The organism is Pseudomonas sp. GD04091, assembly GCF_029836165.1.
Lineage (GTDB): Bacteria > Pseudomonadota > Gammaproteobacteria > Pseudomonadales > Pseudomonadaceae > Aquipseudomonas.
Genome location: NZ_JAOEBG010000029.1, coordinates 19,346 through 43,759 on the forward strand (window position 1 = coordinate 19,346; position 24,414 = coordinate 43,759).

Genomic DNA, 24,414 nt, shown 5'->3' on the forward strand with positions numbered 1-24,414 from the left:
CGTAGTCACCAGATCACTGCCGGCCAGGCGGCGTGACTCAATACATATCGTCATTTCGAAAAGATTTCCATCAGTCGCCCGGCGATTCGCTCAAGCGGACGAATTTCCACTGCGGCGTTGATCGCCGCAGCGGCCTTGGGCATGCCGTAGACCGCGCTGCTCTGTTGGTCCTGGGCGATGGTCAGGAAGCCCTGTTGGCGCATCAGCTTCAGGCCCTGGGCGCCATCGCGCCCCATGCCGGTGAGCAGCACGCCCACCGCATCGCCGGACCAGTAACGCGCGACGCTCTCGAAGAACACATCGATCGAAGGCCGATAGATTTCGTTGACAGGTTCCGCAGTGTAGGCCAGCTCGCCATTCTTCAGCAGGCGAATATGGTGATTGGTGCCCGCCAGCAGTACCTGACCCGGCTGCGGCGGCTCGCCTTCGCGGGCCAGGCGCACGGGCAGGCCCGACGCTGTACTCAGCCATTCGGCCATGCCGGCGGCAAATACCTGATCGACATGCTGCACCAGCACGATCGCCGCCGGGAAACTGCGTGGCAATCCCTTGAGCAGTACCTCCAGCGCCGCCGGCCCGCCCGCGGACGAGCCGATGGCCACCAATGCCCGGCGTTGCGACACCTCGCGCAGGGGCGTGGCGACCGCCCGGGGCGCACTGGGCCGTTGCTGGCCGATCAGCCAGCCGATATTGAGGATCTTGCGCAACAGGGGCGCGGCGGCCTCCCGGGCATCTCCGGCGCCCAGCGCCGGCGTGTCGACCACGTCCAGGGCGCCATGGCCCATGGCTTCGAACACGCGGTGCACATTCTGCTTGCGGTCGACGGTGACGATGACGATGGCGCACGGCGTCTCGGCCATGATCCGGCGAGTCGCCTCGACACCGTCCATCACCGGCATGATCAGGTCCATCAGAATCAGGTCGGGGGTGTGCTCGGCGCACAAGCGCACCGCCTCGGCGCCATTGCTGGCGACCCACACCACCTCATGCGCCGGCTCGAAGGCCAGCGCACGGCGCAATGCTTCCACGGCCATGGGCATGTCGTTGACGATGGCGATCTTCATCCCTGGGCACCTCCGATCAACTCCACGACGGCGTCCAGCAACGCATCATCGTGGAAGCTGGCCTTGGCCAGATAATAGTCGGCGCCGGCATCCAGGCCACGGCGCCGGTCTTCTTCACGGTCCTTGTACGACACCACCATCACCGGCAGCGACTGCAGGCGATGATCGCGACGCACCAGGGTGACCAGCTCGATGCCGTCCATGCGCGGCATGTCGATATCGGTGATCAGCAGGTCGAAGTCATCGCTGCGCAGGGCGTTCCAGCCGTCCATGCCGTCCACGGCCACCGCCACGTCGTAGCCTCGGTTGCCCAGCAGCTTGCGCTGCAGTTCGCGCACGGTGAGCGAGTCGTCGACCACCAGGATGCGCTTGCGTGCCACGCCCTTGGCAGCCCTGCCGCCTCGCTCGATACGCTCGAGACGTCCGGTGCTGAGCAGCTTGTCCACCGAGCGCAGCAGGTCTTCGACATCGACGATGAGCACCACCGATCCGTCGTCGAGCAATGCTCCGGCGGAAATGTCCTGGACCTTGCCCAGCCGCGGATCGAGCGGCATCACCACCAGCACCCGCTCACCGATCAGACGCTCGACAGCCACGCCATAGAGCTGTTCGCGCTCGCGGATCACCACCACCCGCAGGCTCTGCTCGTCCCCCTGGGCCGCCGGTCGATTGAGCAGCTGGCTGGCGGCCACCAGGCCGATATGCCGCCCTTCATGCCAGAAGTGCTGGCGTCCTTCGATCTGCACGATGGCTTCGGCGGACACATCGAGCGTGCGTTCGATATGCGCCAGCGGGAAGGCATAGGCCTCCCCGCCCACCTCGACCACCAGGCTGCGCACCACCGACAGGGTCAGCGGCACCTCCAGGTGGAAGCAGCAGCCCTGCCCGGCCACCTGGGTCAGCTCGATCGAGCCACGCAGCTCGCGGACCATGTGCTGTACCGCATCCAGCCCGACACCTCGTCCGGACACCTCGGTAACCGTGTCACGCAGGCTGAAACCGGGCAGGAACAGGAACGTCAGCAACTCGGCCTCGCTCATCTGCGCCACGGTGTCGGCCGGCGACAAGGCGCGCTCGACGATGCTGCGGCGCAGGCGCTCCAGATCGATACCAGCACCGTCGTCGGACAATTCGAGGATCAACAGCCCGGCCTGATGCGACGCCCTCAGGCGTATCGTGCCATCGGCGGGTTTGCCGGCCAGCAGACGTTGCTCGGGCAGTTCGATGCCATGATCGACGGCATTGCGCAGCAGGTGCGTCAGCGGGGCCTCGAGCTTCTCCAGCACATCGCGGTCGACCTGGGTCTTCTCCCCCTCGACGACCAACCGCACCGGTTTGTCCAGCGAACGCCCGAGGTCTCGGACCATGCGGCTCTGCCCGGCCAGTACATCGGCGAACGGGCGCATGCGGCAGGCCAGCGCGGTGTCGTACAACAGTTGCGCGCGCTGGCTGGCCTGCCACCCGAACTCATCCAGATCGGCAGCCTGCTGCAGCAGGATCTGCTGGGTTTCGGCCAGCAGGTGCTGGGTCTGGGCCAGGGCCGCGAGCACCTCGGGGGCCTGGCCGCTGTCTTCCAGCTGGGTCTTGAGCCCATCCAGCGCGCGCATGCCCTGGCCGTGCATGCGCTTGAGCCGCTGCAACGTCGCCAGATAGGGCTTCAGGCGTTGAGTCTCCACCAGTGACTTGCTCGACAGGTCGAGCAGGCTGTTCAGGCGATCGGCCGTCACCCGCAACACCCGCTCGCCGCCTTCGCCGCCTCGCCTGCCGACCTTGCGCTGGGCGACCAACTCTGGCTCGGCTTCCGGCTCGGCGGTGGCCTCGAGCGCCAGAGGCTCGACGAGCGGGAGCACGGCCTGGTCTGGCTCGACCGGCGTGACGATGGACGCAGCCACGGATACCGACGGATCCAGCACCCCAGCCATCTGCGCCAGGAACACCGACACGGCCGCTTCGCCACCCGGGTCGCCCGGGGTGGCGATGCGCATCAACAGGTCGGTGCCCTGCAACAAGGCATCGATATGTTCCGGACGCAACACCAACCGGCCCTCCTGGGCGGCCACCAGGCAGTCTTCCATCACATGGGCGACGCTGACGCCCGCGTCGATGCCGACGATGCGCGCAGCGCCCTTGAGGGAGTGGGCCGCCCGCATGCAGGCCTCGAGCTGGTCGGGCTGGGCGGGGTTGCGCTCCAGCGCCATCAGCCCCGCGCTGAGCACCTGGGTCTGTGCCTCGGCCTCCAGGCTGAACAGCTCGAGCAGCGACGCATCGCGCATTTGCTCCGGGGTCATGACAGGCTCCGCTTCACGGCTGACATCAGCTGTTGTTCATCCAGCACGCGCACGCTGCGTCCACGCCACTGCAGGACCGCCGTGGTGAAGTGCGCCGCGTCGCGACCGTTTTCCAGGCCCGCGAGGTCGAGACGATGGATGCCGTCGATTTCGTCCACCGGCACCACCACGGGCCCGCCTTCGGCGGCCAGGATCAGCATGCGCGGCATGGCCCGCCCGGTACGCTCGGCAGCGGCCTCGGCCGGCACGCCCAGCAGGTCGACCAGGGACAGGCATGGCACCAGCGCACCACGCACATTGGCGACCCCCTGCAATACTCGCGAGCGCTGGTGCGGCAATGAATGCGCCGGCTGCAGCGGGGCGATCTCGGCCAGGCAGGCGGTGGCCAGGGCCAGCCACTCCTCACCCAGGCGGAACAGCAGCAGGGAACGGCCAACCACGCACTCCTGCGGCGCGGTGGTTTCGAACTGCTCATCCTGAATCAGTGCATAGCGGTCCAGCAAACGCGTGGCCGCCTCGGCATACACTTCGCAATTGCGGCAATGCACATGCCGCTCCAGCAACGGGCACTGCTTGTCGCCATGCACGCCGATGCGGTTCCAGCAATCATCGATGAGCGCGTCATCATGGGCGATCAGCTGCATATCGTGGTTCATCGTTCAGACTCCCGTCCCGCCCGTGCCGCTCGCTCCTGCAAGCGCCGAGCACCCGCCTCGTCTCCTTGCGAGGCCAGCAGCGCCGCCAGGTGCATCAGCGCTTCCGGGTGCTGGGGCTCGAGATAGAGCGCCTTGCGGTAGTGGGTAATGGCCTGGGCGACATCGGCTTGCATGTCGCTGAGCAACCCCAGCCAATAGAAGATCTGCGCCTTGGGAGAGAACTGCTGCAGATAGCGCTCGCACCCCACCCTGGCCTGTTCGCTGTCACCCGCATTGGCATGCCGGGCGATGGCGGCCAGCAGCTGTGCCTCGTTGTCCGGCGAAGCGGGTCTTGGGACCGGCACAGGGCTCGGCCTGGGAGCGCGCGGCGGCAGTGGCGCGACACGTGGCGGCAGGCTCGACGCAAGCACTCGCGGCACCGGCATGGCTGCGCTGGCGGTGATGGCCGCAGCGATATCATCCTGACGAACGTAGGCGAACGACTGCGCGATCCCCAGAGGACGCATGCCCAGGCGCGCCAGCAGGCTACCCTCGGCGGGCCCGATGAACAGCACGCCCTGGGCATGAGTCAGATGCTTGAGCACCTCGAACACCCGTTGCTGGGTAGGCACATCGAAATAGATCAGCAAGTTGCGACAGAACACGAAGTCGTACAGCCCCTCACGCCCTTTGAGCGCCGGATCGAGGACATTGCCCACCTGCAGACTGACCTGCTGGCGCACGCGTTCATCGAGATGATGGGCGTCGCCAACCTCACGAAAATGCCGGCTACGAAAGGCCAGGTCGCTGCCGCGGAAAGAGTTGCGTCCGTAGGTCGCCTGCTCGCCCTTGGCCACCGAACTCGGACTGACATCGATGCCATCGATACGGAAAGTCCCAGGGGTGAGCCCACCGTCCAGCAGCGCCATGGCAATCGAATAGGGTTCCTCGCCAGTCGAGCACGGCAGGCTGAGGATCCGCAAGGGCCGCGCCCCGGCAAGCTCGGCCAGGCGCTTGTGGGCGAGCCCCACCAGGGCGGTGAAGGATTCGGGATAGCGGAAGAACCAGGTCTCCGGTACGACGACCGCCTCGATCAGCGCCTGCTGTTCATCGGTCGATTGCTGCAGGCGCAGCCAGTAGTCGTCCAGGTCCATCGCCTGCGAGGCGGCGCAACGCTGGCGCAAGGCGCGCTCGACCATGGGCGCGCCGACCGACTCGACGTCCAGGCCGATGCGCTCCTGCAGGAAACGGAAAAATCGTAATTCGTTCATGCCGGCACCTGCCCGGGCTCGACCGGATACAGCAGCTGACGGACGCTTTCCGGCAACAGATCGTTCACCTCGATACGCTGCAACAACCCTCGGGCATCCTCACGCACCGGCCCCAGGTAACGCGCCTCACCGTTGTCCAGGCCATAGGGATGGAACTCATCGGGCGCGCAACGCACCGTATCGGTGGCCTGCTCCAGGATCAGCCCCAGTTGCAGCTCAGGGCGCAGCGGGTCGGCGCGATAATGCACCAGCACCAGGCGCGTGCTGCTGCGCGACGCAGCCGGGGTACCGAAGCTCAGCGCGGAAAGGTCGAGCACCGGCACCAGCACGCCACGGTGGGCGAACACACCAGCCACCCAGGCGGGCGCCTGGGCTATGGGTTTTAGGGTACGGCGCGGCAGCACTTCGATCACCTCGCGCACATCCAGGGCGAAACGCTGGTCGGCGATGCGAAACTGCAGGTACAGCACGCCCTTTTCGGTAGCGCTGCGATCTTCGCGGGGGGCCAAGTCGTTCATCGTCGTCAGACTTTGAACCGCGACACACCACCTCGCAGACCGGCGGCCACCTGGCTCAGCTCGTCGATGGCGAAGCTCGCCTGGCGCAACGACTCCACGGTCTGGGTGCTGGCATCGCTGAGTTGAGCCAATGCCTGGTTGATCTGCTCGGCACCGGTGGCCTGGGCCTGCATGCCCTCGTTGACCATCAGCACCCGCGGCGCCAGCGCCTGGACCTGGTGGATGATCTGGCTGAGCTGTTCGCCCACCTGCTGCACCTCGAACATCCCGCGGCGCACTTCCTCGGAGAACTTGTCCATGCCCATCACCCCGGCCGATACCGCCGACTGAATCTCGCGCACCATCTGTTCGATGTCGTAGGTGGCCACGGCGGTCTGGTCGGCCAGGCGACGCACCTCGGTGGCGACCACGGCGAAACCACGGCCGTACTCGCCGGCCTTTTCCGCTTCGATGGCAGCGTTGAGCGACAGCAGGTTGGTCTGGTCGGCAACCTTGACGATGGTCACCACCATCTGGTTGATGTTGCTGGCCTTCTCGTTGAGGATCGCCAGCTTGGCGTTGACCAGATCGGCTGCGCCCATCACTTGGTGCATGGTCTCTTCCATGCGCGCCAGTCCCTGCTGGCCGGAGCCGGCAAGGCTCGAGGCCTGGTCGGCGGCACTGGTGACTTCGGTCATGGTGCGCACCAGGTCACGGGAGGTCGCGGCGATTTCCCGCGAGGTGGCACCGATTTCCGTGGTGGTCGCTGCCGTTTCGGTAGCGGTGGCCTGTTGCTGCTTGGACGTCGCAGCAATCTCGGTGACCGAGGTGGTCACCTGCACCGACGAACGCTGGGCCTGGGAAACCAGGTTGGCCAGCGACTCGGCCATTTCGTTGAAGCCCCCTTCGATGGCTCCGAACTCGTCCTTGCGGTCCAGGTTCAGGCGCATGCTCAGGTCGCCGGAGCGCAGACGGTCGAGGGCATGCACGATGCGCTGCATCGGCGCGGTGATCGCCCGCATCAGCAACAGACCACAGATGCCGGCGGCAACGATCGCCAGGAGCAGCGAGACGATCATGCTGCCTTTCGCGGTGTTCACCGCGCTGACGATCTCGTTGGTGGCGGCATCGGCGGACTCGCGATTGCGCTCGATCACCGCGTTGAGGTGTTGCCGTCCCTCTTTCCAGGCAGGCGTGAGCACGTCATTGATCAGCCGCTGGGCTTCGGCATAGTTCTTTTGCTGGTAGGTTTCCAGGACCTGGTCGACGAGCTTGACGTACTCCTGCTCCAGGCGGGTGAAATCATCGAAGGCCGCCTGGTCCGCGGGGTCCCGGATGGTCGACTGGTAGCTGGCCATGTGCTGCTTGAGGCGATCGTCGAAACTCTTGAACAGTTCCTTGTCGGCCGTGGTGATTTCGCGGTGGTTGGACAGCCCCACCAGTTGCTGGCTGTTGACGTAGCTGTCGACCCAGGCGCTGCGAATCATCGAGCTGTAGTAGACGCCGGGAATACTGTCGTTGCCCACGTCTTCTTCACTGGACTCGATCGCCACCAGCCGCGAATAGGCGGCCACGATCATCAGCAGCATGATGGCGATGATCACGGCGAAACTTGCCAGGATCCGTTGGCGCAAGGTCCAGTTCTTCACATTCAGCCCTCAGGAATTCGATACGAGCGGGAAAAATCGCCGAAGTATAGCCCAGGCTTCCTACGCTTTTGCGGCTGAATGCAGGTGGATTCAGGCATCCGTGCCTGTCGGAGTGGCCAGATGCCGGTTCATTGACCCGCGGCAATCCTTACCTGGCTCTCCAACTCCTGGCGCAGGGCTGGGTCCAGACGCAGCTGACGGGCCAGTTCGTCGAGGTAACTTCGCTCCATGAAGTTCTCCTGATCGACCATCATCACACTGGCCAGGTACATTTCGGCGGCCATTTCCGGCGTCTGCGCGGCGCGCGCCACCTCGGCAGGGTCCAGCGGCTTGTTCAACTCGGCGTGCAGCCAGTGCTGCAATTCGCGGTCGCTGTCCAGGCGCGTGAACTCGCCCTCGATCAGCGCGCGCTCACGCTCGTCGATATGACCATCGGACTTGGCCGCCGCCACCAATGCCCGCAATACCGCCTGGCTGTGCTGCTCGGCCTGGGCCGGTGGCAGGCGGTCGAGTGTCTGCGGCTCTTGATTGCCCATGCCCTGACGTGCCTGCCAGTTGCCATAGGCCTTGTAGGCCAGCACGCCAAGGGCGGCCAGACCGCCATAGGTGAGCGCCTTGCCACCATACTTGCGGGCCTTCTTGCTGCCCAGCAGCAGGCCCATGGCCCCCGCCGCCAGGGCGCCACCTCCCGCGCCGGACAGCAAGCCGCCCAAGCCGCCCGCGCCTTTGTCGCCGGGGACTTTGCCCTGCTGGTTCTGCAACATCGACTGACCGGTCTTGAGTAGCTGATCGAGCAGGCCACGCGTGTTCATCTGGGGTACCTCGTGAAGGGTGGAATGTGAGCAGGCTCCAGAGTAGGCCGGCAAGCTGAAGCCAGGCTTAACGCATTTGCATCCGGATGTTGCACGCCTGGTTTGTTGCCACCGCGAGTCGCTTCTAGGCTGTAGGGGCATTCTTGCGCCGAGCGCCCAAGCCCCACAGGAGATGTACCATGCAAACCCGAATGCTGATCAATGGCCACCTGGTGAACGGCGAAGGCCCGACCTGGACAGTGCTCGACCCGGCCAGCGGCAAGGCGCTGGCGCAGATCAACGAAGCCACCGAGGCCCAGGTCGACACGGCCGTGCGCGCTGCCGACCAGGCCTTCGACAGCTGGTCGCAGACCACGCCGAAGGAGCGCTCGGCAGCTCTGCTGGCCATTGCCGACCTTGTCGAACGACACGCTGAAACGCTCGCCAGGCTGGAGTCGGACAACTGCGGCAAGCCCTATGCCGCGGCGCTTGGTGACGAGATTCCGGCCATCGCCGACGTGTTCCGCTATTTCGCTGGCGCGGCCCGCTGCCTGGGGGGCTCGGCCGCAGGGGAATACCTGCCCGGGCATACCTCGATGATCCGCCGCGACCCGCTGGGCGTGGTCGCTTCCATCGCCCCCTGGAACTATCCTCTGATGATGCTGGCCTGGAAGATCGCCCCAGCCCTGGCCGCAGGCAATACCGTGGTGATCAAGCCCTCGGAGCTCACCCCGCTGACCGCCCTGCACCTGGGCGAACGGGTTCAGGACCTGCTGCCGGCCGGGGTGCTCAACATCCTCTTCGGCCGTGGCCAGACTGTCGGCAACCCGCTGGTCACTCATCCCAAGGTGCGCATGGTGTCACTGACCGGCTCCATTCCCACCGGCGCGCACATCATCGGCGCCACCGCCGACAGCGTGAAACGCATGCACATGGAACTGGGCGGCAAGGCACCGGTGATCGTGTTCGACGATGCCGATATCGACGCCGTCATCGATGGCATCCGCACCTTCGGTTTCTACAATGCCGGGCAGGACTGCACTGCCGCTTGCCGACTGTATGTCCAGGACGGCATCTACGAACGCTTCGTCGAACGCCTGGGCGAAGCGGTGGCCGGCATCAGGCCCGGCCTGCAGAACGACCCCGGCACCGAGCTCGGTCCGCTGATCAGCGCCCAGCACCGCGACAGGGTCGCCGGCCTGGTGCAACGCGCCATCGACCAGCCACACATTCGCCTGGTCACCGGTGGCAAGGCGCTGCCCGGCGACGGCTTCTTTTTCGAGCCGACCGTCCTTGCCGACGCGCTGCAGGATGATGAAATCGTCCGCCATGAGGTATTCGGACCGGTGGTCTCGGTCACCCGCTTCCACGACGAAGCCCAGGCGCTGGAATGGGCCAACGACTCCGAGTACGGCCTGGCGTCATCCGTCTGGACCCGCGACAGTGGCCGCGCCCATCGCCTTGCCGCGCGCTTGCAGTACGGCTGCACCTGGGTCAACACACACTTCATGCTGGTCAGCGAAATGCCCCATGGCGGGCAAAAGCGTTCGGGGTATGGCAAGGACATGTCGATGTATGGGCTGGAGGACTACACCTGTGTGCGGCATGTGATGTTCAAGCATTGATCAACCCGCGCAGATACCCGCGATCTGCGCAGGGTTCACCTTACCGCGCTGAATCAGTCGCGCAGGTCCGACTCGTGGATCGGGTTGGCCCGGCTGGTGGCGCGCTGGTACTGCGCCGGCCAGGTGGCCTTGTTGCCACCCAGGTCATCATCGGCGTGCAGTGGCCAGTAAGGATCGCGCAGCAACTCCCGGGCGAGAAAAATGACATCGGCCTGGCCGGTGCGCAGGATGTGTTCGGCCTGGGCCGGCTCGGTGATCATGCCGACGGTGCCCGTGGCGATTTCCGACTCCTTGCGCACCCGTTCGGCGAAGCGGGTCTGGTAGCCAGGCCCCGTGGGGATTTCCGCGTTCACCGACGTGCCACCTGAAGAAACATCGATCAGGTCGACGCCCAGTGCCCGCAGGCGACGTGCCAGCTCCACGGTCTCGTCCGGGTTCCAGCCATCCTCGACCCAGTCCGTCGCCGATACCCTGACGAACAACGGCAGCTCCTGCGGCCATGCCTTGCGCACGGCCTCGGTGACTTGCAGGGTCAGGCGAATGCGGTTCTCGAAGCAACTGCCGTACTCGTCACGGCGCTGGTTGCTGAGCGGGGAAAGGAACTGGTGCAGCAGGTAACCGTGGGCCGCGTGGATCTCCACCACCTTGAAACCGGCCTTCAGGGCCCGCTCGGTCGCGGCGACGAACGCGGCGACAATGTCCTGGATCTGCTCCTTGCTCAGCTCATGGGGCGCGGTGTGCTCGGGGTCGAAGGCGATCTTCGACGGCCCGACCGGCTGCCAGCCCCCGTCTTCGAGCTTGACGCTGCCGTGCTTGCCCAGCCAGGGCCGGTGGGTGCTGGCCTTGCGCCCGGCGTGGGCCAGCTGGATACCTGGCACGGCGCCCTGGGCAGTGATGAAGCGGGTGATCCGCTGCAGGGGGGCGATCTGTTGGTCATTCCACAGGCCGAGGTCTTCGGCGGTGATGCGGCCATCGGCGGTGACCGCGACGGCCTCGCTGATCACCAGGCCCGCGCCGCCAACCGCGCGGCTTCCCAGGTGTACCAGGTGCCAGTCGTTGGCCAGGCCGTCCACGGCGGAGTACTGGCACATGGGGGAGACGGCGATGCGGTTGGGCAGGGTCAGTTGACGCAGGGTGTACGGCTCGAGCAGCAGGCTCATGGGGCACCTCCCAGGGACTCCAATGGTTGTCCGGTCCGGGCACTCGTTGTAGGGGCTGGGCTCGGATACGGTCTTTTTCAGACTAGACCATTGGGGTGGGATTCGGATTTGGCTTCGGCTTCGGCTTCGGCTTCGGCTTCGGCTTCGGCTTCGGCTTCGGCTTCGGCTTCGGCTTCGAGAGTGTTGGTTTTGATGGTTGTATGCGCATTCATTGGCGATGGCGACGCATAGTCACCTTTCCGCCCTTACGGCGGCCTACTTTTCTCGTGGGAAAAGTAGGCAAAACCGTTCGGCTCCGTTCATCCGGCCCCTGCGCTGCGCTCCGGGGTTCCCTCGCTCCGGCCTTGCTCCCGGGAGGACCGCGCTGAACGCCCCATCCTGGGGCGCAGCGCTTGACGGGCATCCATGCCCGTCACCTCCCTCCGCAAGTCCTGCGCTCGGCCTCCTGAAGTCGCAATTTGTGGTGCCTGAACTATTGCGCGCTTAGAGGCAAAAGCAAAAGCAAAAGCAAGAGCAAGAGCAAGAGCAAGAAGTGCGAAGTTATTTACTTGTCAGTTAGATATATATTGGCTGCCCCGACCTATCGCGGGGCGAGCCTGTTCCTACAAAGATTTGTATATCGATGACTATTGCGTGGGAGCGTGCTTGCCCCGTGATGGAATAGAGAGATTAATTACATATTCAACTAGCGACAGCTGCGCCAGTCCAGGCGCCGCCCGTAACTTCGCGACTTCAGGAGGCCGAACGCAGGACTTGCGGAGGGAGGTGACGGGCATGGATGCCCGTCAAGCGCTGCGGCCCAGGATGGGCCGTTCAGCGCGGTCCTCCCGGGAGCAAGGCCGGAGTGAGGGAACCCCGGAGCGCAGCGCAGGGGCCGTATGAATGGAGCGAGCGGCTTTGGTTACTTTGGCCAAGACCAAAGTAACCCGCCGTAAGGGCGGAAAGGTGAATAAGCGTCGACATCACAAATGAATGCGCATACAACTATCAAAACCAATCAACCAACCAATCAACCAATCAACCAATCAATCAATCAATCAATCAATCAATGAACAGCAGCTCACCGCGCCTCCATATGCGCAATCATCAACTGCACACTCTCATTCCCCCGAAACTCATTCACATCCAGCTTGTAAGCCAACTCCACCCACCGCACAGTCGGATTAGGCCAGACCTCCCGGTCGATACCAAAGGCAATCCCGTCCAACCGCACCGCCCCACATTCGCTCTTGAGCACGACCTTCAAATGCCGCTCCCCCACGACCCGCTGTTCGACCAGCTGGAACACCCCGTGGAACAACGGCTCCGGAAAGTGCTGCCCCCAAGGCCCGGCATTGCGCAAGGCCCGCGCCAGGTCCAGGTGAAACTCCTCGACCGCCAAGGTGCCATCGGACAGCAACCGCCCGGTCAGGTCCTCCTCACGCAACTGCCGCCGGACTTCTTCGTCGAAGGCCTCGGCAAAGGCCGGGAAGTGCTCCGCCGGCAACGACAACCCCGCCGCCATGGCATGTCCGCCAAACTTGCTGATCAACGCCGGATGCCGCGCCGCCACCGCATCCAGCGCATCACGAATATGGAACCCCGCCACCGACCGCGCCGACCCCTTGAGCATCCCCTCCCCCGCATCGGCAAAGGCGATGGTCGGACGGTGGTAACGCTCCTTCAGGCGCGAAGCGAGAATGCCGATCACACCCTGGTGCCAGTCAGCGTCGAACAGGCACAAGCCATAGGGCATGGACTCGACCGGCAGGTCCTTGAGCTGCGCCAGGGCCTCGCGCTGCATCCCCTGCTCGATGGACTTGCGGTCCTGGTTCAGGCCATCCAACTGCTGGGCCATGTCCAGCGCCAGGGCGGCGTCATCGCACAACAGGCATTCGATACCCAGGCTCATGTCGTCCAGGCGCCCGGCGGCATTGAGCCTGGGGCCGAGGATGAAACCCAGGTCGGTGGAGGTGATACGCCGATGGTCACGCCGGGCCACTTCGAGAATCGCCTTCAGGCCCGGGCGGGCCCGGCCGGCACGGATGCGCTCCAGCCCCTGGTGCACCAGGATGCGGTTGTTGGCATCCAGCGGCACCACGTCGGCGACGCTGCCCAGCGCCACCAGGTCGAGCAGCTCGCCGATGTTCGGCTGGGGTTGCGCCTCGTAGCGCCCCAGGCTGCGCAGGCGCGCGCGCAGGGCCATCAATACATAGAAAATCACCCCGACGCCCGCCAGCGACTTGCTGGGGAACGTGCAGCCCGGCTGGTTCGGATTGACGATGGCATCGGCCTGCGGCAACTGCTCGCCGGGCAAGTGGTGATCGGTGACCAGCACCTTGAGCCCCGCAGCCTTGGCCGCCGCGACGCCCTCGACGCTGGAGATGCCATTGTCCACGGTGATCAGCAGCTGCGGCTGGCGCTGCAAGGCGACCGCGACGATCTCCGGCGTCAGGCCGTAGCCGTATTCGAAACGGTTGGGCACCAGGTAGTCGACATGCGCCGCGCCCAGCAGGCGCAGGCCAAGCACGCCGACCGTGCTGGCCGTGGCGCCGTCGGCGTCGAAGTCGCCGACGATCAGGATGCGCTGGCCCTGGTCGAGCGCCGCCACCAGCAGGTCCACCGCCGCGTCGATGCCCTTGAGCTGCTGATAGGGCAGCAAGCGCGCCAGGCTCTTGTCCAGTTCGGCCTCGGACTGCACGCCGCGGGCGGCGTACAGGCGGGCCAGCAAAGGTGGCAGGTTGCCCAGCAATGGCAAGGGCGACGGCAGGGGACGGGGTTCGATGCGCATGGGGCCTTCGGTACTCAGGTAGGGATCAGGTCAGCCGCGCTCGCCGAGCAGCCATTCCAGCTGCACTTCGTGCTGGCCACGGTCGTCGGTGACGAACACGGTGCCTTCGCTGATCATCACGTCCCACTTGATGGTGCGTGGCATGTCGCTGGCCAGCGTCTCCAGCACTTCCTGGGGCACGGCGGCAATGTTCAGGTTCTTCAGGCCCTTGACCGCATCGACCACCTTGTTCTGCCAGACCCGCAGGCTGCCATAGGCCAGCAGGCTGGTGCGCTCGGTACGGCGCGAGCACCAGGTCAGGCGCTCGGCGTCAGGCTGGCCGACCTCGATCCAGTGCAGGATGCGATCGTCCAGGCTCTTTTCCCACAATGCCGCTTCATCGACATCCGACAGGCCCCGGCCGAACGACAGGTTCTCGTTGTACCAGAGCGCGTAGGCCAGCAACCGCACGGCCATGCGCTCCTCGGTCTCCGAAGGGTGGCGGGCGATGGTCTGGCGGACACTTTCATACACGCCGCGATCGAGGTCGGTCAGATTCAGTTCGAACTTGTAGGTGGTGGACGGCTGGGCCATGGGCGCTGGGCTTCGTTGATAGAGAAAGTCGCACAGTCTACCCGATCCGACACCCGCGCGGGCCCAACACCGATATACCTGCCGCCGCCGAGCTGTGATACAACCACCGCTCCACGCCATTCGCCTCGGAAACCCCATGCCTACGCCCAGCAAACCCCTCGCCGGCCTGAAAGTCATCGAACTCGGCACGCTGATCGCCGGCCCGTTCGCCTCGCGCATCTGCGCCGAGTTCGGCGCCGAGGTGGTCAAGGTCGAGTCGCCCGACGGCGGAGACCCGCTGCGCAAGTGGCGCAAGCTGTACGAAGGCACGTCGCTGTGGTGGTTCGTGCAGGCGCGCAACAAGCAGTCGCTCACCCTCAACCTCAAGCACCCGGAGGGCCGCGAAGTCCTCGAACGCCTGCTCGCGGATGCCGACATCCTGATCGAGAACTTCCGCCCCGGCGTACTGGAGAAGCTCGGCCTGGGCTGGGACGTGCTGCACGCGCTCAATCCGCGCCTGGTCATGGTGCGCCTGTCGGGCTTCGGCCAGACCGGCCCGATGAAGGACCAGCCCGGTTTCGGCGCGGTCGGCGAGTCCATGGGCGGCCTGCGCTACATCACCGGCTTCGAGGACCGTCCGCCGGTACGCACCGGGATTTCCATCGGTGACTCCATTGCCGCCCTGTGGGGGGTGATCGGTGCGCTGATGGCCCTGCGCCACCGCGAAGTGAACGGCGGCCAGGGCCAGGTGGTGGACGTGGCGCTGTACGAAGCGATCTTCGCCATGATGGAAAGCATGGTCCCGGAATTCGACGTGTTCGGCTTCATCCGCGAACGCACCGGCAACATCATGCCAGGCATCACCCCCTCCTCCATCCACACCACCGCCGATGGCCGCCACGTGCAGATCGGCGCCAACGGCGACGCAATCTTCAAGCGCTTCATGCAGGCCATCGGCCGTGACGACCTGGCGGACGACCCGGCGCTGGCCAGCAATGACGGCCGTGATGCCCGCCGCGACGAGCTGTACGGCGTGATCGATCGCTGGGCCAACAGCCTGCCGCTGAGCACGGTGATGCAGACCCTCACCGACGCCGAGGTGCCGGCCAGCCGCATCTATTCGGCCGAAGACATGTTCAGCGATCCGCAGTTCCTTGCCCGGGAGATGTTCCTCCAGGCCCGCCTGCCGGACGGCAAGCCGTTCAAGATGCCGGGCATCGTGCCCAAGCTGTCCGACACGCCGGGCTCCAGCGAGTGGGTCGGGCCGGCCCTGGGCGAGCATACCGCCAAGGTGCTCGCCAGCCTGGGTTACGACGAAGCCGCCATCGCTCGCCTGCGCGCAGCCGGTACGGTCTGACCCCTCGGGCCCATGGGTATCACACGCCTTCCCGTCCTGCTCTGCCTGTTGTTCCTGCTGACGGGACAATCGGTCGACGCCAAGGAGCGCCTGTTGTGGCTGGTGCGCGACCTGCCGCCGTTCACCATCTTCGAAGGCCCGGAGAAAGGCCAGGGCGTGATCGACCAGTTGCTGCCCCTGCTGATCGCGCACATGCCCGAGTACGATCACAGCATCGTCCGGGTCAACCGCGCCCGGGGCATCCAGATGCTCCAGGAGCCGAGCTTCACCTGCGACCCGACCCTGCTGTGGACGCCGGAACGGGCCAGGTACGTCCACTTTTCCGAACCCTCGCTGGGCGTGCTCAGCGGCGGGCTGGTGGTACGCAAGCAGGACGAGGAGCTGCTGGCGCCCTTCCTCGACGAGCAACAGGTGGACCTCGAGCGGTTGTTGACCCAGACCCGGCTCAAACTGGGCGTCGTCGCCGAGCGCAGCTACAGCGTGCAGGTCGATGAGATCCTTCGCCGGCTACCGGACAGCGCGTTCAGCCGCCACTACGGCAACGACGCCACCGCAAGCCTGCTGCAGATGCAGAAACTGGGACGCTTGCAGCTGGTACTCGGTTACTGGCCGGAAATCCGCTACCTGATCCAGCAGCAGGGTGGATCGCCGGAGGAGTACAGTTTTCATGCCATCCATAACGTCGATCGCTTCCAGTTCCTTCACATAGGCTGCTCGGACACGGCCCTGGGGCGCGAGGCCGTCGCCCACATCGACCAGTTGCTGCCCGACCTGCGCCACGAGCCGCTACCGCGCCTGTACGCGCACTGGCTGGACCCGCAGTTGCAGGAAGACTACCTCGAGCAGGCCCGCCACTTCTTTGATCGGAGCGAACCTGCGCAACCTTAGCGCGCAAAAAGAAACCCCGGCCGCTGGGGAAGGACGACCGGGGTCAAGCGAAAGTCCTGAGACTTCCAGTGGCAACCTGAGGAGCGCCGGAGCAAAGCACTCACCACGCTGCCCCTACTGGCTCTGATAAGCCCGTCAGGCGAAGGTTCCCTGAAGTTGTCGCTGATGCTGCAAGGCCGCGATCACGCAGGGCTGCAGGCGGCCCTCCATGATCTGCAGGTCGCGGTGCAGGCCATCGACCAGGTCGACCAGCAGCTGTCGCTCAGCCAACTGGCGCGCACTGACCTTGCACTGCAAGATCTTCACGCCGCGCTCATCGTACAGGGTCAGCTGGCGATTGCCGCCGACATCGGCCATGCCGAGTTCGGCCTGGTAGGGGTTCAGGGCATCGGTGAGCAGTCTGCAGATTCTTTCCATCCGGATCACTCTGGCTTGTGGGCATATCGGAACTGACCGTCAGCCTGGATGGAAAGTTCGCCCATCAGGCCGGTTCACCGAGCATGCGCGGCGAACATGACAGTTTCGATAGCCCGGCAGGTACATCTGTCGGGCCGTGGCGCCAGGCAGTGCAGCGCCCGCCCCAGCGCCGTGGTCAGTCGCCCCCAGGGCACATCGGGCAGTACCGGCAAACCGTGACGCTGGGCCTCGCCCGCCAGGTCCGGCCGCCCCTCCTGCGCCTGGCCGACGAACATCAGCGCCCGTGGCGATACGCCGGACGACAGCTGCGTGAACAGCGAACTGGCGCTGTTGCAGGGCATTGCATGATCGAGCACCAGCACATCCACGGGCAGCCCGCGACGAAGGCCCAGGCCAATGTCGGCCAGGCCTTCGACGAGCCTTACGCTATAGATGCCTTGGGCGTTGAACGCCTGATGCAGGAGGATCTGGTGGAAGGGACGGGACTGATGGATAAGGACACTGAGCCTGTACATTGGCCTTTCCTCGGACGATATGCCTTGAGAACGAGGGGGCCACTTTAGTAGGGCGGTGGCGGCAGCTACATAGGAAAAATCCGAAAACAATCGCGGCGGTGAAGCGCCCCGACTCACCCTCCCCCACAGTTGTCCCTGCAGGAGCGCGCTGGTCGGAGCGCCGCACCGCCGCGAATGGCAGGCGGGCAGCCCGAGGCTTGGCTTACAGCGGCTTGCCGCGATTGCCGTGCTGGCTGACGAAGGCCTGGACGGTCTTCAGGTCGTTGGCCAGCACCGTGCAGCGCTCCTCGCGGCTGAACAGATCGCTCAGGTGCGCTGGCAGCTCGAGCGCCTTGCCGACACCCGCCTTCTCCACCGCCTCGGGGAATTTGACCGGGTGCGCGGTACCCAGCACCACCATCGGCGTATCCAGGCTGCGACGGCACTCGCGGGCGGCTTTGACACCGATCGCGGTGTGCGGGTCGAGCACCTCACCCGTGCTCTGGAATACCTCGGCGATGGTCTCGCAGGTCTGCTCGTCGGTCACCGCCAGCGAATCGAACAACTTGCGCGCCTCGGTCCAGCGATCCTGTTCGACGCTGAAGCCGCCACCCTGTTTGAAGGTGTCCATCAGCTTGGCGACCGCCGCGCCATTGCGACCATGCAGGTCGAACAGCAGGCGCTCGAAGTTGGACGAGACCATGATGTCCATCGACGGCGACAGGGTCGGGTGCAGGGCATCCTTGACGTACTGGTTGCCGCTCATGAAGCGGTGCAGGATGTCGTTGCGGTTGGTCGCGACCACCAGCTGGCTGATCGGCAGGCCCATGTTGCGAGCCAGGTAGCCGGCGAAGATATCGCCGAAGTTGCCGGTCGGCACCGAGAACGCCACCGAACGGGCCGGGCCACCGAGCTGCAGCGCCGCGTGGAAGTAATAGACGATCTGGGCCATGATCCGCGCCCAGTTGATCGAGTTGACCGCCACCAGGCGCGTGCCCTTGAGGAACGACTGGTCGGCGAAGCTGGCCTTGACCATCTCCTGGCAGTCGTCGAAGTTGCCCTCGATGGCGATGTTGTGGATGTTGTCGCCGAGGATGGTGGTCATCTGCCGGCGCTGCACTTCCGACACGCGCTGGTGCGGGTGCAGGATGAAGATGTCGACGTTGTCGCAACGGCGGCAGCCTTCGATGGCGGCCGAGCCGGTGTCACCGCTGGTGGCACCGACGATCACCACGCGCTCGCCGCGCTTGACCAGCACGTGGTCGAGCAGGCGGCCGAGCAGTTGCAGGGCGAAGTCCTTGAAGGCCAGGGTCGGGCCGTGGAACAGCTCCATGACCCACTCGTTGCCGTTGAGCTGGCGCAGCGGCGCAACCGCGGCATGAGCGAAGTTGCCGTAGGTTTCTTCGAGAATCTTCTTGAAATCGGCGTCGGCGATGCTGCCTTCGACGAACGGGCGCATCACCCGGAAGGCCAGTTCGTGATACGGCAGGCCAGCCCAGGAGGCGATCTCTTCCTGGGTGAAGCGTGGCAGGTTCTCGGGAACGTACAGGCCGCCGTCGCTGGCCAGACCAGCCAGCAGGACGTCTTCGAAGTTCAGGGCCGGAGCCTGGCCACGGGTACTGATATAGCGCATGGGTGCAAACCTTCGTTTCTGGGCGCGGGCCGCCGTCGCGACCCGCCGCCGGAATTAATTGAGCTGTTCGACGCGGATGCGCACGACCTTGCCGACCACGTCCTGGAGCGCTTCCAGGGCGACGATGGCGTCGTCGATGCGTTGCTCGACCACACGGTGGGTCAGGAGGATCATCGGCACCAGGCCATCCTGCTCCTCGGCTTCCTTCTGCATGATCGACTCGATGTTGATGCCGCGCTCCGAGAGAATGCTGGCGACCTGGGCCAGCACGCCCGGGTGGTCCTTGGCCTGGATGCGCAGGTAGTAGGCGCTTTCGCAGGCTTCGATCGGCAGGATCGGATGGGCCGACAGCGCATCCGGCTGGAAGGCCAGGTGCGGCACGCGGTTCTCCGGGTCGGAGGTCATGGCGCGCACCACGTCGACCAGGTCGGCGACCACCGACGAGGCGGTCGGCTCCATGCCGGCGCCGGCGCCGTAGTACAGGGTGGAGCCCGCGGCGTCACCGTTGACCATCACCGCGTTCATCACGCCGTTGACGTTGGCGATCAGGCGATCGTTGGGGATCAGCGTCGGGTGCACGCGCAGCTCGATGCCGTCGGCGGTGCGACGGGCCACGCCCAGGTGCTTGATGCGGTAGCCCAGAGCCTCGGCGTAGTTGACGTCGGCGGTGGTCAGCTGGGTGATGCCCTCGGTGTAGGCCTTGTCGAACTGCAGCGGGATACCGAAGGCGATGGACGCCAGGATGGTCAGCTTGTGCGCGGCGTCGATGCCTTCGACGTCGAAGGTCGGGTCGGCTTCGGCATAGCCCAGCGCCTGGGCCTCGGCGAGCACGTCGGGGAAGGCGCGGCCCTTGTCGCGCATCTCGGTGAGAATGAAGTTGCCGGTGCCGTTGATGATCCCGGCCAGCCAGTTGATGTGGTTGGCCGAGAGGCCCTCGCGAATCGCCTTGATCACCGGGATGCCACCGGCCACGGCGGCTTCGAAGGCGACGATGACGCCCTTCTCGCGGGCCTTGGCGAAGATCTCGTTACCGTGCACGGCGATCAGCGCCTTGTTGGCGGTGACCACGTGCTTGCCGTTGTCGATGGCCTTGAGCACCAGGTCGCGAGCGATGGTGTAGCCGCCGATCAGTTCGATGACGATATCGATCTCGGGGTTGCTCGCGACTTCGAACACATCAGCGGTAATGGGGGTACCGGTAATCTGGCAGTTCGGGTTCTGCGAGCGCATGGCAATCTGTGCCACTTCAATACCGCGCCCGGCACGGCGGGCGATCTCCTCGGCGTTGCGCTGAAGTACATTGAAGGTTCCGCCACCGACGGTCCCCAACCCACAGATGCCTACTTTGACCGGTTTCACTGTGAACTCCCCATTGAACGGCCGGCACCTGCGCCGACCGTGAAACATGCCGTCACCCCATGACGACGGCGTACTGAATTGATTACTTGCTCTCTGCCAGGGCCAGCTTGGCCACCTGCGGCGCCGGCTGGTAACCCGGAATCACCTGGCCATTCTGCAGCACGATGGCCGGCGTGCCATTCACACCGATCGACTGGCCGAGCTGGAATTGCTTGCTGACCGGGTTGGCGCACTTGGCGGCCTTGATCTCTTTACCGTCGACCATCTTGTCCAGCGCCGCACGGCGATCACTGGAGCACCAGACCGCCTGCAGCTGCTCGTCGCCCGGCGAGCCCAGGCCCTGGCGCGGGAAGGCGACGTAGCGCACTTCGATACCGCGACGGTTGAGCTCCGGCACTTCGGCGTGCAGCTTGTGGCAGTACGGGCAGGTGGTGTCGGTAAACACAGTGATGTGCGACTTGGTCTCGCCCTTGGCCGGGTAGACGACCATCTCCGCCGTGGGGATGCCGTTGATCAGCTTGGCGACACCCTGGCGCTCGGTCTTCTCGGTGAGGTTGACCGGCTTGCCGTCCTGGATCTGGAACAGGTAGCCCTGCATCACGAACTGGCCGTCGGCGCTGGCATACAGCACGCGGCCACCTTGCAGCTTGACTTCGTAGAGGCCGTTGAGCGGGCTGCTGGCAACGCTCTCGACCGGCACTTCCAGCTGCAGGTTCTGCAGCGACTTGCGGATAGCCTGCTCGGCGCCGGCGGTGCTGTCGGTGGCCGCGGCGGCGGCAAAGGTACTGGCCAACGCCAACGCGGCGGCGGCGAAAATCTGGGTCACGCGCATGGGGTACTCCTGAAGGCGGACGGGGCCGGAGGGCGTCGCCCGCGCACCGCGCGTGGCGAAAAATCGGCCCTTGCAACAAACCGTCCAAGCCTACCACAACAGACCGGCGCAGTAGGGGTACTCAGGCACCGGTCGGCGGAACATGAAAATCCTTCATCCACGGGGGTGATGCTGGGCGTGCAGCTGCTGCAGGCGCGCCTTGGCGACATGGGTGTAGATCTGCGTGGTCGACAGGTCACTGTGCCCCAGCAGCATCTGCACCACGCGCAGGTCGGCGCCATGGTTGAGCAGGTGGGTGGCGAAGGCGTGCCGCAAGGTATGCGGCGACAGCGGCTTGTCGATGCCGGCCACCCGCGCATGGTGCTTGATCCGGTGCCAGAAGGTCTGGCGGGTCATCTGCTCGCCGCGCAGGCTGGGAAACAGCACATCGCTGGGCCGACCGCCCAGCAACTCGGCGCGGCCATCGCGCAGGTAGCGCTCGAGCCAGACCACCGCCTCCTCGCCCATCGGCACCAGGCGCTCCTTGCTGCCCTTGCCCATCACCCGCAGCACCCCCTGGCGCAGGTTGACCTGATCCAGGGTCAGACTGACCAGCTCAGTCACCCGCAGGCCGCAGGCGTAGAGGACTTCGAGCATGGCGCGATCACGTTGGCCAATGGCCTCGCCACGGTCGGGGGCCTGCAGCAGGGCTTCGACATCAGCCTCCGACAGAGACTTGGGCAGCGGCCGGCCCAGTTGCGGCATGTCCACTTGCAGCGTCGGGTCGACGCCGACCAGGCGCTCGCGCAACAGGTAACGGAAGAACCCCCGCACCCCTGACAGGAAGCGCGCGGTAGAGCGCGGCTTGTAACCCTGGTCGAAACGCCACGCCAGGTGATCGAGGATCAGCTCGCGGCCGGCATCGGGCAGCGCCACACCGTGCTCCCGGAGCCAGCCATTGAACAGCGCCAGGTCGCTGCGGTACGAGGCGCGGGTGTTGTCGGACAGCCCCTTCTCCAGCCAGAGGGCGTCGAGGAACTGGTCGATCAGGGGGTGGTCCAGTGCTGGCATGAATACTCGGTGGCAAACATCGAAATGGCGCTTAGTCTTTCATATCGACGCATGCAGAGGGAGCCCGCATGAACGAACAGCAGATTCTTTTGAGTGTCGGTGGCATCGGCGCCGCCGCGCTGCTTTGCCAATGGCTGGCCTGGCGCCTCAAGCTGCCGGCGATCCTGTTCCTGCTGCTGTGCGGCATTCTCGCCGGGCCGGTGCTCGGCTGGTTGCAGCCCCAGGCGCTGTTCGGCCCGCTGCTGATGCCACTGGTATCGCTGGCCGTGGCGCTGATCCTGTTCGAAGGCAGCCTCACCCTGCACCTGTCGCAATGGCGCGAGATCGGCAGCGTGGTGCACCGCCTGGTGACCATCGGCGCGTTGAGCACCTGGCTGGTGATCGCCCTGGCCACCCACTGGCTGCTGGGTTTCGACTGGCCCCTGGCGATCCTGTTCGGCACCTTGACCCTGGTCACCGGCCCCACGGTGATCGTGCCCATGCTGCGCGTGGTGCGACCCAAGGCGGCCATCGCCAATATCCTGCGCTGGGAAGGCATCGTCATCGATCCGATCGGCGCGCTGCTGGCGGTGGTGGTGTACAGCTTCATCATCGCCAGCGCCGCCGGCAACGGCCTGAGCCAGAGCCTGGCGACCTTCGCCGGGGTGATCTTCTGCGGCAGCGCGCTTGGCGTCGCCGGGGGTTGGCTGCTGGGCCAGGTGATGCGCGAGCAGTGGCTGCCGGAGTACCTGCACAACCTGGCCTCGTTGGCGGCGGTGCTGGGCATCTTCATCGCCGCCAACCAGATCGTCCACGAGTCGGGCCTGCTGGCCGTCACGGTCATGGGCATGTGGCTGGCCAACATGCCCGGCGTGGATGTGCGGCAGATCCTGCACTTCAAGGAGAACCTCAGCGTGCTGCTGATCTCCGGGCTGTTCATCCTCCTGGCCGCGCGGCTCGACCTGCATGCTTTGCTGGCCCTGGGCCCGGCGGTGCTGGCGTTGCTGCTGGTGATCCAGCTGCTGGCGCGGCCGCTGAACGTCTGGCTGGCGACCCTGGGTTCGACCCTGAACTGGCGGGAACGAGCGCTGCTGGCCTGGATCGCCCCGCGTGGCATCGTCGCCGCCGCCGTCTCGGCCATCTTCGCCATCCGCCTCGATGAGGCCGGCCATGAGGGCGCCCTGTTGCTGGTGCCGCTGACCTTCGCCGTGATCATCGGCACCGTGGTGCTGCAGAGCGCCACGGCCAGGCCCCTGGCGCGCCTGCTCAAGGTGGCGGAGCCGGCGCCGAGCGGCTTTCTCATCGTCGGTGCCAACCCGCCGGCGCGAGCCATCGCCAAAGCCTTGCAGCAACTGGGCTGCCGGGTGCTGCTGACCGACTCCAGCTGGGAGAACATCCGCGCCGCGCGCATGGAGAACCTGCCGACCTACTTCGGCAACCCCGCCTCGCAGCATGCCGACGCCCATCTCGACCTGGTCGGCCTGGGCCATCTGCTCGGCCTGTCACCGGCAGGTGAGCTCAACGCGCTGGCCTGTGCGCGCTTTCGCCATGACTTCGGCCAGAACCGGTTGTTCGTGCTGGCCAGCGGCCTGGAAAAACAGCGCAGCGACAAGCACCGGGCCAGCGAGGAGCATCGCGGCCAGCTGCTGGGGGCAAACCCGATGACCTATGGCCAGCTGACCAAGCTGCTGCACCAAGGCGCGGAGCTGTACAGCACCACGCTGACCGAGGCGTTTACCTGGAGCGACTACCAGCAGCTGCATGGCCCGCGGGCCACGCTGCTGTTCGCCCGGGACGGGCAAGGCTGGGTGCATGTGGCCAGCCCGGAAAGCCCGCTCAAGCCACAACCGGGGTGGACGCTGGTGGCACTGGTGGAGCCGGAGCTCACCGAACAGCCGGTGACGCATTGACCTATAAGAGCCATCCCTTTCAAGGTTTTGCGATTTTTCGGATATGACCGCTTCAATTCAAGATTGCCGGGGTCGCTTTGCGACCCTTTCGCGACACAAGGCCGCTCCTACAGGCGACTGCGAGCCCCGGCAAATCCAAGCCGGACGCCAATTTCCAACACCTTGAACGTCGCTCCCATAGGGGCGCGCCAAA

At 65.5% G+C, this 24,414-nt stretch carries 21 protein-coding genes; 4 read left to right on the top strand and 17 right to left on the bottom strand.

All coding sequences use genetic code 11. From position 1 onward, the window contains the following. Positions 1–50 precede the first annotated feature (50 nt). The 7 genes from N7422_RS24420 to N7422_RS24450 all read right to left on the bottom strand — a co-directional run bounded on the left by N7422_RS24420 (position 51) and on the right by N7422_RS24450 (position 8,216). Positions 51–1,064, bottom strand: coding sequence for a chemotaxis response regulator protein-glutamate methylesterase (locus N7422_RS24420; protein ID WP_279808928.1), 1,014 nt, complete (start codon positions 1,062–1,064; stop codon positions 51–53). Further along, positions 1,061–3,352 carry a hybrid sensor histidine kinase/response regulator gene (locus N7422_RS24425; protein ID WP_279808929.1) on the bottom strand — a complete coding sequence of 764 codons (2,292 nt, stop codon included), beginning with the start codon at positions 3,350–3,352 and terminating at the stop codon, positions 1,061–1,063. The genes N7422_RS24420 and N7422_RS24425 overlap by 4 nt, the downstream gene beginning before the upstream one ends. After that, positions 3,349–4,008 (bottom strand): chemotaxis protein CheW, encoded by a 660-nt coding sequence (locus tag N7422_RS24430; protein ID WP_279808930.1) that lies wholly within the window; start codon positions 4,006–4,008, stop codon positions 3,349–3,351. Before N7422_RS24430 ends, N7422_RS24425 begins: the two co-directional genes overlap by 4 nt. Continuing rightward, positions 4,005–5,258, bottom strand: a complete 1,254-nt coding sequence (locus tag N7422_RS24435) for a CheR family methyltransferase (protein WP_279808931.1) — start codon at positions 5,256–5,258, stop codon at positions 4,005–4,007. Before N7422_RS24435 ends, N7422_RS24430 begins: the two co-directional genes overlap by 4 nt. After that, positions 5,255–5,776, bottom strand: coding sequence for a chemotaxis protein CheW (locus N7422_RS24440; RefSeq protein ID WP_279808932.1), 522 nt, complete (start codon positions 5,774–5,776; stop codon positions 5,255–5,257). Before N7422_RS24440 ends, N7422_RS24435 begins: the two co-directional genes overlap by 4 nt. A gap of 5 nt (positions 5,777–5,781) precedes the next feature. After that, positions 5,782–7,404, bottom strand: coding sequence for a methyl-accepting chemotaxis protein (locus tag N7422_RS24445; RefSeq protein ID WP_279808933.1), 1,623 nt, complete (start codon positions 7,402–7,404; stop codon positions 5,782–5,784). Between the two features lie 128 nt (positions 7,405–7,532). Next, positions 7,533–8,216: a tellurite resistance TerB family protein gene (locus N7422_RS24450; protein ID WP_279808934.1), complete on the bottom strand. Its 684-nt coding sequence runs from the start codon at positions 8,214–8,216 to the stop codon at positions 7,533–7,535. A gap of 179 nt (positions 8,217–8,395) precedes the next feature. Here N7422_RS24450 and N7422_RS24455 point away from each other — a divergent pair, with 179 nt between their 5' ends. Next, complete coding sequence (locus N7422_RS24455) at positions 8,396–9,820, top strand: gamma-aminobutyraldehyde dehydrogenase (RefSeq protein ID WP_279808935.1); 1,425 nt, start codon at positions 8,396–8,398, stop codon at positions 9,818–9,820. A 53-nt stretch (positions 9,821–9,873) separates the two neighbouring features. Here the strand turns inward: N7422_RS24455 and N7422_RS24460 are convergent, their stop codons facing one another. From N7422_RS24460 to N7422_RS24475, 4 genes are all read right to left on the bottom strand, one after another. Further along, on the bottom strand, positions 9,874–10,980 hold the full coding sequence (locus tag N7422_RS24460; RefSeq protein ID WP_279808936.1) for an NADH:flavin oxidoreductase/NADH oxidase: 1,107 nt from the start codon (positions 10,978–10,980) through the stop codon (positions 9,874–9,876). Positions 10,981–11,057: 77 nt separating this feature from the next. After that, complete coding sequence (locus N7422_RS24465) at positions 11,058–11,192, bottom strand: hypothetical protein (RefSeq protein ID WP_279808937.1); 135 nt, start codon at positions 11,190–11,192, stop codon at positions 11,058–11,060. Positions 11,193–12,040: 848 nt separating this feature from the next. Beyond that, positions 12,041–13,750, bottom strand: a complete 1,710-nt coding sequence (gene recJ, locus N7422_RS24470) for a single-stranded-DNA-specific exonuclease RecJ (RefSeq protein ID WP_279808938.1) — start codon at positions 13,748–13,750, stop codon at positions 12,041–12,043. Positions 13,751–13,780: 30 nt separating this feature from the next. Beyond that, entirely contained in the window at positions 13,781–14,323 is a 543-nt protein-coding gene (locus N7422_RS24475; protein WP_279808939.1) for a YaeQ family protein, read from the bottom strand. A 136-nt stretch (positions 14,324–14,459) separates the two neighbouring features. On the opposite strand from N7422_RS24475, the gene N7422_RS24480 reads away from it, so the two are divergent. Both N7422_RS24480 and N7422_RS24485 read left to right on the top strand, forming a co-directional pair. Further along, a complete protein-coding gene (locus N7422_RS24480) occupies positions 14,460–15,659 on the top strand; it encodes a CaiB/BaiF CoA-transferase family protein (RefSeq protein ID WP_279808940.1) in 1,200 nt (399 codons plus the stop codon). A 12-nt stretch (positions 15,660–15,671) separates the two neighbouring features. Beyond that, positions 15,672–16,547 carry a TIGR02285 family protein gene (locus N7422_RS24485; RefSeq protein WP_279808941.1) on the top strand — a complete coding sequence of 292 codons (876 nt, stop codon included), beginning with the start codon at positions 15,672–15,674 and terminating at the stop codon, positions 16,545–16,547. Positions 16,548–16,682: 135 nt separating this feature from the next. Here the strand turns inward: N7422_RS24485 and N7422_RS24490 are convergent, their stop codons facing one another. The 6 genes from N7422_RS24490 to xerD all read right to left on the bottom strand — a co-directional run bounded on the left by N7422_RS24490 (position 16,683) and on the right by xerD (position 22,332). Beyond that, a complete protein-coding gene (locus N7422_RS24490) occupies positions 16,683–16,964 on the bottom strand; it encodes a DUF3509 domain-containing protein (protein WP_279808942.1) in 282 nt (93 codons plus the stop codon). A gap of 74 nt (positions 16,965–17,038) precedes the next feature. Next, entirely contained in the window at positions 17,039–17,479 is a 441-nt protein-coding gene (locus N7422_RS24495) for a histidine kinase (RefSeq protein WP_279808943.1), read from the bottom strand. A 202-nt stretch (positions 17,480–17,681) separates the two neighbouring features. After that, on the bottom strand, positions 17,682–19,091 hold the full coding sequence (gene thrC, locus N7422_RS24500; RefSeq protein WP_279808944.1) for a threonine synthase: 1,410 nt from the start codon (positions 19,089–19,091) through the stop codon (positions 17,682–17,684). 54 nt (positions 19,092–19,145) lie between these two features. Beyond that, a complete protein-coding gene (locus N7422_RS24505) occupies positions 19,146–20,450 on the bottom strand; it encodes a homoserine dehydrogenase (protein ID WP_279808945.1) in 1,305 nt (434 codons plus the stop codon). Between the two features lie 82 nt (positions 20,451–20,532). Further along, positions 20,533–21,282 (bottom strand): DsbC family protein, encoded by a 750-nt coding sequence (locus tag N7422_RS24510; protein ID WP_279808946.1) that lies wholly within the window; start codon positions 21,280–21,282, stop codon positions 20,533–20,535. A 153-nt stretch (positions 21,283–21,435) separates the two neighbouring features. After that, positions 21,436–22,332, bottom strand: a complete 897-nt coding sequence (gene xerD, locus N7422_RS24515; protein WP_279808947.1) for a site-specific tyrosine recombinase XerD — start codon at positions 22,330–22,332, stop codon at positions 21,436–21,438. Between the two features lie 68 nt (positions 22,333–22,400). On the opposite strand from xerD, the gene N7422_RS24520 reads away from it, so the two are divergent. After that, a complete protein-coding gene (locus N7422_RS24520; RefSeq protein WP_279808948.1) occupies positions 22,401–24,221 on the top strand; it encodes a sodium:proton antiporter in 1,821 nt (606 codons plus the stop codon). The last annotated feature ends 193 nt before the right edge of the window (positions 24,222–24,414 follow it).

Excerpts from the sequence above, each read along its gene's own strand:
- N7422_RS24475 (WP_279808939.1), bottom strand. The coding sequence starts at position 14,323 with ATGGCCCAGCCGTCCACCACCTACAAGTTCGAACTGAATCTGACCGAC.
- recJ (WP_279808938.1), bottom strand. The coding sequence starts at position 13,750 with ATGCGCATCGAACCCCGTCCCCTGCCGTCGCCCTTGCCATTGCTGGGC.
- N7422_RS24495 (WP_279808943.1), bottom strand. The coding sequence starts at position 17,479 with ATGTACAGGCTCAGTGTCCTTATCCATCAGTCCCGTCCCTTCCACCAG.
- N7422_RS24490 (WP_279808942.1), bottom strand. The coding sequence starts at position 16,964 with ATGGAAAGAATCTGCAGACTGCTCACCGATGCCCTGAACCCCTACCAG.
- N7422_RS24480 (WP_279808940.1), top strand. The coding sequence starts at position 14,460 with ATGCCTACGCCCAGCAAACCCCTCGCCGGCCTGAAAGTCATCGAACTC.
- N7422_RS24430 (WP_279808930.1), bottom strand. The coding sequence starts at position 4,008 with ATGAACCACGATATGCAGCTGATCGCCCATGATGACGCGCTCATCGAT.
- N7422_RS24510 (WP_279808946.1), bottom strand. The coding sequence starts at position 21,282 with ATGCGCGTGACCCAGATTTTCGCCGCCGCCGCGTTGGCGTTGGCCAGT.
- N7422_RS24465 (WP_279808937.1), bottom strand. The coding sequence starts at position 11,192 with ATGAATGCGCATACAACCATCAAAACCAACACTCTCGAAGCCGAAGCC.
- xerD (WP_279808947.1), bottom strand. The coding sequence starts at position 22,332 with ATGCCAGCACTGGACCACCCCCTGATCGACCAGTTCCTCGACGCCCTC.
- N7422_RS24440 (WP_279808932.1), bottom strand. The coding sequence starts at position 5,776 with ATGAACGACTTGGCCCCCCGCGAAGATCGCAGCGCTACCGAAAAGGGC.
- N7422_RS24455 (WP_279808935.1), top strand. The coding sequence starts at position 8,396 with ATGCAAACCCGAATGCTGATCAATGGCCACCTGGTGAACGGCGAAGGC.
- thrC (WP_279808944.1), bottom strand. The coding sequence starts at position 19,091 with ATGCGCTATATCAGTACCCGTGGCCAGGCTCCGGCCCTGAACTTCGAA.
- N7422_RS24485 (WP_279808941.1), top strand. The coding sequence starts at position 15,672 with ATGGGTATCACACGCCTTCCCGTCCTGCTCTGCCTGTTGTTCCTGCTG.
- N7422_RS24425 (WP_279808929.1), bottom strand. The coding sequence starts at position 3,352 with ATGACCCCGGAGCAAATGCGCGATGCGTCGCTGCTCGAGCTGTTCAGC.
- N7422_RS24460 (WP_279808936.1), bottom strand. The coding sequence starts at position 10,980 with ATGAGCCTGCTGCTCGAGCCGTACACCCTGCGTCAACTGACCCTGCCC.
- N7422_RS24450 (WP_279808934.1), bottom strand. The coding sequence starts at position 8,216 with ATGAACACGCGTGGCCTGCTCGATCAGCTACTCAAGACCGGTCAGTCG.
- N7422_RS24435 (WP_279808931.1), bottom strand. The coding sequence starts at position 5,258 with ATGAACGAATTACGATTTTTCCGTTTCCTGCAGGAGCGCATCGGCCTG.
- N7422_RS24520 (WP_279808948.1), top strand. The coding sequence starts at position 22,401 with ATGAACGAACAGCAGATTCTTTTGAGTGTCGGTGGCATCGGCGCCGCC.
- N7422_RS24420 (WP_279808928.1), bottom strand. The coding sequence starts at position 1,064 with ATGAAGATCGCCATCGTCAACGACATGCCCATGGCCGTGGAAGCATTG.